Source organism: Bradyrhizobium sp., from assembly GCF_016462955.1.
Classification (GTDB): Bacteria; Pseudomonadota; Alphaproteobacteria; order Rhizobiales; family Xanthobacteraceae; genus Bradyrhizobium.
The window spans coordinates 4,249-13,126 of sequence record NZ_JAEMSD010000116.1 but is presented as its reverse complement, the minus strand read 5'-3'; the positions used below and the strand labels follow the sequence as shown (position 1 = coordinate 13,126).

The following is an 8,878-nucleotide window of genomic DNA, read 5'->3' as shown; positions in this document are numbered from 1 at the left end:
CTACGGCAGCGGGCCCTCGACGCTGGTGATCGGCGAGCGCGAGCTGGCGTTCGCCATTGCGCCGCGGGACGGCGGATTCGACCTGACGCTGGACGGCGTCAAATCGCAGGTCGCGGCCGTGATCGACGGCCACGAGCTCTACTTGCGCACGCGCAACGGCCGCTTCGACCTGCACTGGGTCGATCCGTTCGGCGGCGAAACCGAGGAGCAGGTCGGCGCGGACAAGATCGCTGCGCCTCTGCCTGGCACGGTCGTCGCGGTGCTGGCCGAGGAAGGCGCCAAGCTGGAGAAGGGCGCGCCGATCCTCACGCTGGAAGTGATGAAGATGGAGCAGACGCTGCGCGCGCCCTATGCCGGCGTGCTGAAGTCGATCAAGTGCAAGGTCGGCGACATCGTGCAGGAGGGCATCGAGCTCGCCGTGGTCGAGCCGTCCGGAGAGTGACATGAGCGATCCCGTCCGCATCATCGAAATGGGGCCACGCGACGGTCTCCAGAACGAAAAGACGCCGGTCAGCGTCGAGGATCGCATCGCGTTCGTCGAGGCGCTGGTCGCGGCCGGCCTCGATACGGTCGAGGTCGGCGCCTTCGTCTCGCCCAAGGCGATCCCGCAAATGGCAAGTTCGGATGCCGTCCTGCGAGGTGTCGCTCATGTGAAAGGCGCCGAATTCCACGTATTGGTGCCGAACGAGAAGGGCTATGAGGCCGCCCGTGCCGCGGGCGCCAAGGTCGTCTCGGTGTTCGCGGCGGCCTCCGAGGGCTTTTCGCGCGCCAACATCAACTGCACGGTCGCCGAATCCATCGAGCGCTTCAGGCCGGTGCTGGCGCGCGCCAGGGCCGATGGCGTGAGGGTGCGCGGCTATATTTCCTGCGTGCTCGGTTGCCCCTTTGACGGCGAGGTCAAGCCGAAGGCGGTCGCCGATCTCGCGAGCACGCTGTTCGGTCTCGGCTGCTACGAAATATCGCTCGGCGACACCATTGGAGTCGGCACACCTGTCAAAGCGAAGGAGATGCTGCGCGCGGTCAGCGCGAACGTTCCCCCCGCCAGGCTCGCGATGCATTTCCACGATACCTACGGCCAGGCGCTGGCCAATCTCTATGCGGGGATGGAGGAGGGCGTGCGTGTCATCGACGCCGCCGCGGGCGGCCTCGGCGGCTGTCCCTACGCGCCCGGCGCGACCGGCAATGTCGCGACCGAGGATGTCGTCTACATGCTCGAAGGCATGGGCGTCAGGACGGGTGTCGATATGGAGAAGCTGCTGGCGGCGACGAATGCGATGAGCGTCGTGTTGGGCAAGCCGCCCGTGAGCCGCGTGGCGTCGGCGTTGAATGCGAAGAAGACGCGCACGGCTTCCTAGCACCAGATCTCGTAGGGTGGGCAAAGGCGCATTGCGCCGTGCCCACCATCTCTCGCAATCATTGGCAGAAGGTGGGCACGCTGCGCTTGCCCACTCTACAAAGCGTGCCCTCAAGCCGCCTTGAGGCCGACATCCGGCAGGCGCGGCCGGTTCTTCAGCGCCTTGGCCATCATGGCCTCGACCTCGGCCTTTTCGTGCGGCAGCAGCGCCAGGCGGGGCGGGCGGGTCAGCGCGGTGCCGCGGCCCATGATGTGCTCGCACAGCTTGATGCACTGGACGAGGTCCGGGCGGGCATCGAGATGCAGCAGCGGCATGAACCATTCGTAGAGCGGCATCGCTTCGGCAAAGCGCCCGGCTTTGGCCAGACGAAACAGCGTCTCGCCCTCGCGCGGGAACGCGTTCGACATGCCCGAGACCCAACCGACCGCGCCCATGGCGACGCTCTCGACGATGACGTCGTCCAACCCGGCGAACAGCACGAAGCGGTCGCCGACCATGTTGCGGGTGTCGATGAAGCGCCGCGTGTCGCCCGAGGAATCCTTGAAGCAGACCACGGTCTCGACGTCGGCGAGCGAGGCGAGGATGTCGGGCGTGACATCGTTCTTGTAGATCGGCGGGTTGTTGTAGAGCATCACCGGCAGGTCGGTCGCGCTGGCGACCGCGCGGAAATGCGCGGCGGTCTCGTGCGGCTTGGACGAATAGACCAGCGCCGGCATCACCATCACGCCGTCGATGCCGACGCGCCTGGCTTCCTTGGCCGTTTCGACCGCAAAGGCCGTGGTGAATTCGGCGATGCCGCACAACACCGGCACGCGGCCTTTCGCGACCGCCTTCGCGGTCTCCATGATCGCAATCTTTTCCTTGCGCTCGAGCGAGGTGTTCTCGCCGACCGAACCGCAGACGATCAGGCCGGAGACGCCGTCGCGGATCAACCCGTCCATGACCTTGGCCGTCGCCTCGATGTTGAGCGACAAATCGTCGTTGAATTGGGTGGTGACGGCCGGGAAGACGCCTTCCCAGGAGATGCGTGGGCTCATTGTTGTGGCTCCGATTGGAATTGTGCCGGCGGATCGTTCGATCCGCCGGGCATTGACGTGAAGGGAATGGATGGGTGTCAGAGCGTCGCGCCGACCTTGCGCAGCTCGGCGAGGACCGGGGCCTTGGGCAGCCAGATCTTGTCGAACTCGGCGATGACGGCCTCGGTGTCCTTGGCATCGACCTGGCGGATCGGGATCGGCGCGTTCTTGAAGTTCTCGATCAGTTTGGGTTCGTTGCCGGCGAGCTCGTCGATCTGCGCGTCCAGCGTCGTTTTGATCGTCTTGGTGATCAGCTCGCGGTCGGCGGCCGGCAGCGATTGCCAGACCCGGCCCGAGACGACGGCGGCCATCGGCATGAAGACGGCGTTCATCTGCAGGATCACCTTCGACACCTTGTCGAAGCGCTGGTTCCAGGAGAATTCGAGATCGGCCTCGAGGCCGTCGACCTGCCCGTTGGCCATGGCATCGAACACCTGCGGGGTCGGGATCGGCGTCGGAGCTGCGCCGAGCGAAGAATAGAAGTCGCGATAGACCGGCGTCGGGTTGATGCGCAGCTTCATGCCCTTGATATCGGCGAGCGAATTGAGGTCCTTGGAGGAGAACACCGCGCGCATGCCGGTGATGCCCCAGCCGAGCCCGATCGTTCCGGTCTCCTGCGGCAGCACCTCGAACAGCTTCACCGCCGCCGGATGCCGCACGAACTTCGCGACCGCCGGCGTCGAACGGACGATGTAGGGCGCGTTGATCGCGGCGATGTGCGGCACGCGCGAGCCGAGCTCGGCAGCCTGGATGAAGCCCATGTCGAGCGCGCCGGACTGCAATTGCTGCATCATCGCGCTCTCGTTGCCGAGCTGACCCGAGTGGAACACGGTCAGGGTGAGGCGGCCGTTGGTCGCGGACTTGAGATCCTCGCCGAATTTGAGCGCGGCCTTGTTCCAGGAATGGCCGTTGGGCGTGATCAGGCCAAGGCGGAATTCCTTGGCCTGGGCCAGCGCCAGCGATGGCGCGAACACCGAGGCGGCGGCACTGGCAGCAAGAAAGCGGCGGCGAGAAAGCGGCATGGTCGGACTCCTATTGGCCTATTTGACGAGGATCAGCGAGAGCGAGGGGTACAGCGAGAGCAGCACCAGGAGGACGCAGGAGATGACGAACAGCGGCAGCGTCACAATGAACATCTTGCCGGGCTTGGCGCCGGTGACGGCGGCTGCGACGAAGAAGCAGAGTCCGACCGGCGGTGACAGCAGGCCGAGCACGAGGTTGATCACCACGACCACGCCGAACTGGCGGGGATCGATGTGATAGATCTCGGTTGCCACCGGCAGCAGGATCGGAACGGTCATGATGAGACCTGGAATGCCGTCGATCACGGTGCCGATCACCAGCAGGATGACGTTGCAGATCAGCATGAAGCTGACCGGGTCCTTGGCGACGGTCTGGATCCAGGCAGCGGTCTCCTGAGGCACCTTGCCGAAGATCAGCACCCAGGAGAATACGGCGGCGGCCGCGACCAGGAACAGCACGATCGCCGAATAGATGGCGCTGCGCAGCATCATCTGCGGCAGTTGCGAGAACTTGAACTCCTTGGTCCAGTATTTTCCGACCAGCGCCGCGGCAACGGCGCCGACGGCCGCGGATTCCGTCGCGTTGGCGAGACCGCCGAGGATGGAGCCGACGATGACGATCGGGATCAGCAGCGTCGGCGAGGTCCGCAGAATGGTCATGACGCGCTGGCGCGGGGTCTGGTAATCCGCGCGGGGGTAGTTGTAGACGTATCCCATCAGCGCGACGACGAGGCAGAACATCACCGTGAGGATGACACCCGGCACGATGCCGGCGATCAGCATGTCGCTGACGGAGACCTGCGCCAGCACGCTGTAGACCACGAACATCACCGAGGGCGGGATGATCGGGCCGAGCATGCCGCCATAGGCTGTGAGGCCGGCGGCGAAGGTCTTGTCATAGCCCTTCTTCTCCATCTCGGGGACCATGATCTGGGCCATGATCGCGACCTGCGCCGTCGCAGATCCCAGGATCGAGGAGATGAACATGTTGGCGAGGATGTTGACGTAGGCGAGCCCGCCCTTGAGCGAGCCGATGAAAGCCATCGCCATGTCGACGATGCGTCGCGTGATGCCGCCACCGTTCATGATCTCGCCGATCAGGATGAACAGCGGAATGGCGATCAGCCCGTAGCTGTCGACGCCGCCGAACAGCTGGAGCGGATAGGACTGAAACAGCACCGGGTTACCCGAGGCGGCGATGTAGACGAGGCCGGCGAGGCACAGGCAAAGCCCGATCGGCACGCCGACCAGCATGAACGCCATGAAGGCCGCTGACGTGATCATCAATTGACCCCGTCGAGCTCGGAGAGCTGGAAGCCCTTCGGCGCCGTCCGCGGGACCAGCTCGAGATCTTCCAGCAAATTGGCGAGCCCGTGAATGGTCATCGACACCGCGAAGATCGGCAGCGTCAGATAGAGCATCCAGGTCGGCCAGTTCAGCGTCTGCGTGCGCTCGGTGTAGAGGAAGTTGAAGGTTGCGGCTGCGAGCTTGCGCCCGTCGAAGCCGGCGCGGGCGAGGCCGACCGGATCCATCCAGAGCACGCAGGTGACGATCAGGGCGACGCCGAACACCACGACGAGGCCGGTCGAGATTACTTTTGCAAATTTCTGGTGCTGAGCGGAAAGGCGCTCCGTCAGCATGGTCACCGCGAAATCGAGCCGCAGCCGCGTCATCGCGGACGCGCCGATGAAGGTCAGCCAGACCACGCAATAGACCGCGGATTCATCGATCCAGTAGATCGGGAAGTGTGAGTAGCGGGTGACGACGTTCACCAGAATCAGGCCGGTGAGCAGATACATCAGGCTCATCAGCGCGAGCCGCTCGCAGGCGAGCAGGGCACTCGACATCCTGACGATCATGCGTCGGAGGCCGAGTGCGCGCGTGGCCGGCATGGTCTGCTCGATCATGAAAGAAGCCCCAACCTCCGAAAGATTTGTCGTGCGATTGCCAAATGTATAATTTATACATTTTGAGTGTCAAACGGAGTTTGCGGTCATTTCGGCGGCAAACCGCGCGTTTGCTGAGCAGTGTGCCTCGGAGGAGGTCGGGCTTTTGCCAGGCATCTCCCCATGCAAGACAGGGACCGCGTCGGTCGAACGAGTCGGGAAGGACAACAGACGATCAGATGAAGCAGCCTCTAAAGCATCGCACCCTGTCGGCCGCGATCGTCGACCAGCTCCGGCAGGCGATCCTCGACGGCACCTATCCCGCAGGATCCCAGCTGCGGCAGGACGCGCTCGGCGAAGCCTATGGCGTCAGCCGCATTCCCGTGCGCGAAGCGCTGTTCCAGCTCGAGGCGGAAGGCCTGGTCCGGATCGTGCCGCAGAAGGGCGCCATCGTCTCCGAGCTGTCGCTGGACGAGATCAACGACGTGTTCGACCTGCGCTGCATCCTCGAGCCTCGCCTGCTGGCGCAATCGGCGCCCCGTTTTACCACGGAGGATATCGACGGGCTCGACGACATCCACAGGCAGTTCGAGAAGGCGATCAAGGCGAAGAACGTCAGCGATTGGGGGCGGCTCAATGCCGACTTCCACATGGCGCTCTACGTGCACGCCCCGCAGCCGCGCACCCGCGCGATCGTGCTGTCGCTGCTCCAGACCAGCGACCGCTACACGCGTCTGCAACTCTCCAACACCAAGGCGATGGGGACGGCGGAGAAGGAGCACGCCCATCTGATCGCGCTCTGCCGCGCGGGGAAGGTCGAAGAGGCCTGTCGTTTCCTGGAGCGGCACATCGAAGCCGTGCGCAAGGATTTGTTGCAGGTGGTGGCGAACGCGCCAAAGGGGCGGCGGAAGGAGAAATCGTAGGGTGGGCAATGGCGCGAATGCGCCGTGCCCACCGTTCTTCTCCGTATCCAAGAAAGATGTGGGCCCGCTTCGCTTGGCCCACTCTACGATCGCTCGCCTACCTGCTTCCGTCCGGCCCCATCACGAGGTCCGGCAGCCAGGTCGAGATCCCCGGCACGAAGCACAGCAGCAGCACCGCGAGCATCATCAAGAGCACGAAGGGCAGGGTGCCCCAGATCACCTCGCGCAGGGGAATGTCCGGCGCGACGTTGCGGATGACGAAGATGTTGAGGCCGACGGGTGGGTGGATCAGCCCCATCTCCATCACGATGGTCATGACGACGCCGAACCAGATGATGTCGAAATTGGCGGCGCGCAGCGGCGGCAGGATGATCGGCGCGGTCATCAGGATGATCGAGACCGGCGGCAGGAAGAAGCCGAGCACGACGACCATGACCAGGATCGCGAACAGCAGCTCCCAGCGCGGCAGGTGCATGGCGACGATGGATTCGGCGACCGATTGCGAGATGTGCAGATAGCTCATCACGTAGGAATAGAGCAGGGACATGCCGATGATCATCATCAGCATGGTCGATTCCCGGATCGTCGACTTCATGATGGGAGCAAGGTCGCTCGGCCGCCACACGCTGTAGATCGCGGCAATCAGCGCCAGCGCCAGCAGGCCGCCGAGGCCGGCGGTTTCCGATGGCGTGGCGTAGCCGCCATAGAGCGCCACCATGACACCGGTGAGCAGCAGCACGAACGGAATGACCCGTGGCAGCACGCTGAATCGCTCGGCCAGCGTATACTCGTCACGCTGCAGGATCGGAGCCTCCGGTCCGCCGTTCTTGTAGGCCGCTTCGGCTGCGGCATATTCCTGTCTGAAGCGGATCACGGCATAGGCGCCGAACAGCGTGACCAGCAGGAGGCCGGGCCCGATGCCGGCGAGAAACAGCCGCCCGAGCGACTTCTCGGCGGCGACCGCGAACAGGATCATCGTGATCGACGGCGGCAGCAGGATGCCGAGCGTGCCGCCGGCGGCGATGATCCCGGCGGCAAAGCCGCCGGAATAGCCGCGCTTGCGCATCTCCGGGATGCCGGCCGAGCCGATTGCCGAGCAGGTCGCTGGGCTCGAGCCCGCCATCGCCGCGAACAGCGCGCAGGCGAACACGTTGGCAACGCCGAGGCCGCCGGGTACGCGGTGCAGCCAGGCATGCAGCGCCGAATAGAGATCCTGGCCGGCGCGCGACTTGCCGATCGCAGCCCCCTTCAAAATGAACAGCGGGATCGACAGCAGCGTGATCGAGGCCATTTCCTCGTAGACGTTCTGCGTCACCGTATCGAGGGAGGCGGCGGGCATGTAGATGGCCATGAACACGACGGCGACGGCGCCGAGCGCGAACGCGATCGGCATGCCCGAGAACATCACCAGCAGCGTCACGATGCCGTAAGCGACGCCGATACCGAGAACGCTCATGGCCGCTTGGCTCCGGTGAAGGGCAGCGCAAGCTGCACGAGAATCTGGATACAGAGCAGGCTCATCCCGAGCGCCATCAGCGTGTAGGGTATGGCGAGCGGCGGCGACCACATGGAGTTCGAGACCTGGCCGTCGACATAGGCTTCGTGCGCCAGCGTCCAGGACTTCCAGGTGAAGAAGGCGCAGAACAGGAACGTGGCCGCGTCGACCAGCCAGAGCCGGACCCTGTTTGCCAGCGGCGAGAGCAGGCCGACAAAGGCCTCGATGCCGATGTGTCCGCGGTGCTGCTGCACGTAGGCCGCGGTCATGAAGGTGGCGCCGACCAGCAGGAACACGGCGGCCTCGTCCTGCCAATAGTTCGCGGCCTTGTACAGCGCGCGGCTGAGCACGCTGTAGCTCAGGATCGCACAGGCCGCGACCAGCGCGACCGCGGCGAACACGACGATGATGCTGTTGAGGATGGCGAGACCGCGATCGATCGCCGCCGCAAGGCCGGTGCTTGCGGCGGCTTTGACCTGGTCATCACGATCCGGAAGCGGACCGTGGCTCATGCGGCGACGTCGATCGCAAGCTTGAGCAGGTTGGCCGCGGTCGCGGTCTTGGCGCTGTAGTCCTTCCAGGCTGTGTCGCGGGCGATGTCGCGCCACTTGCCGACCGTGGCCGCATCGAGCGGCGAGACCTTGGCGCCGGCTTTCTCGTAGACCTTGGCGACCTCGACATCGTCATCCTGCGCACCCTTGCGGCCGAAGGCCTCGAGCTCGGAGCCGACCGCGAGCAGGATGTCCTGATGGTTCTTCGGCAGCTTGTCGAAGATCGCCTTCGACATCATCAGCGGCTCGAGCATGAACCAGTAGGAGGCGCCGGCGCCCGAGGTCAGCGACTTCGCGACCTCTTCGAGGCGGAACGAGATCAGGCTGGTGGAGGAGGTGATGCCGGCGTCGCAGGCGCCGGTCTGCATTGCGGCGTAGATTTCGTTGGAGGGCACCGACAGCACCGAGGCGCCGGCGCTCTGCAGCACCATGTCCATCTCGCGCGAGCCGCCGCGGACCTTCAGGCCCTTGGCATCTTCGGGCGCAACGATCGGCTTGGAGCGGCTGGCGACACCGCCGGCCTGCCACACCCAGGTCAGCAGGATGATGCCCTTGTCGGCGAGGAAATCG

At 64.8% G+C, this 8,878-nt stretch carries 10 protein-coding genes; 3 read left to right on the top strand and 7 right to left on the bottom strand.

All coding sequences use genetic code 11. The annotated features are described in order from the left end of the window. Nucleotides 1–442: biotin/lipoyl-containing protein (locus tag JHD07_RS14670; protein ID WP_291623319.1), on the top strand; the 442-nt coding region annotated here is incomplete at its 5' end. Between the two features lies 1 nt (nt 443). Then, nucleotides 444–1,355 carry a hydroxymethylglutaryl-CoA lyase gene (locus JHD07_RS14665; protein ID WP_291623317.1) on the top strand — a complete coding sequence of 304 codons (912 nt, stop codon included), beginning with the start codon at nt 444–446 and terminating at the stop codon, nt 1,353–1,355. Between the two features lie 110 nt (nt 1,356–1,465). On the opposite strand, the gene JHD07_RS14660 is transcribed toward JHD07_RS14665, so the two are convergent. From JHD07_RS14660 to JHD07_RS14645, 4 genes are all read right to left on the bottom strand, one after another. Further along, the gene (locus JHD07_RS14660; RefSeq protein WP_291623315.1) at nt 1,466–2,392 is read right to left on the bottom strand and encodes a dihydrodipicolinate synthase family protein; all 927 of its coding nucleotides are present in this window, start codon (nt 2,390–2,392) and stop codon (nt 1,466–1,468) included. A gap of 77 nt (nt 2,393–2,469) precedes the next feature. Further along, complete coding sequence (locus tag JHD07_RS14655) at nt 2,470–3,453, bottom strand: TRAP transporter substrate-binding protein (protein WP_291623313.1); 984 nt, start codon at nt 3,451–3,453, stop codon at nt 2,470–2,472. An 18-nt stretch (nt 3,454–3,471) separates the two neighbouring features. Then, entirely contained in the window at nt 3,472–4,737 is a 1,266-nt protein-coding gene (locus JHD07_RS14650; protein ID WP_291623311.1) for a TRAP transporter large permease, read from the bottom strand. Beyond that, a complete protein-coding gene (locus JHD07_RS14645) occupies nt 4,737–5,345 on the bottom strand; it encodes a TRAP transporter small permease (RefSeq protein ID WP_291623327.1) in 609 nt (202 codons plus the stop codon). The genes JHD07_RS14650 and JHD07_RS14645 overlap by 1 nt, the downstream gene beginning before the upstream one ends. A 233-nt stretch (nt 5,346–5,578) precedes the next feature. Between JHD07_RS14645 and JHD07_RS14640 the strand changes: the two genes are divergently transcribed. Then, complete coding sequence (locus JHD07_RS14640) at nt 5,579–6,262, top strand: GntR family transcriptional regulator (protein WP_291623309.1); 684 nt, start codon at nt 5,579–5,581, stop codon at nt 6,260–6,262. Between the two features lie 97 nt (nt 6,263–6,359). Here JHD07_RS14640 and JHD07_RS14635 read toward each other — a convergent pair whose 3' ends face one another. The 3 genes from JHD07_RS14635 to dctP all read right to left on the bottom strand — a co-directional run. Next, nucleotides 6,360–7,718: a TRAP transporter large permease gene (locus JHD07_RS14635; RefSeq protein ID WP_291623307.1), complete on the bottom strand. Its 1,359-nt coding sequence runs from the start codon at nt 7,716–7,718 to the stop codon at nt 6,360–6,362. After that, entirely contained in the window at nt 7,715–8,269 is a 555-nt protein-coding gene (locus tag JHD07_RS14630) for a TRAP transporter small permease (RefSeq protein ID WP_291623304.1), read from the bottom strand. Before JHD07_RS14630 ends, JHD07_RS14635 begins: the two co-directional genes overlap by 4 nt. Next, a partial coding sequence (dctP, locus tag JHD07_RS14625) for a TRAP transporter substrate-binding protein DctP (RefSeq protein ID WP_291623302.1) occupies nt 8,266–8,878 on the bottom strand: 613 nt, incomplete at its 5' end. The genes dctP and JHD07_RS14630, both read right to left, overlap by 4 nt.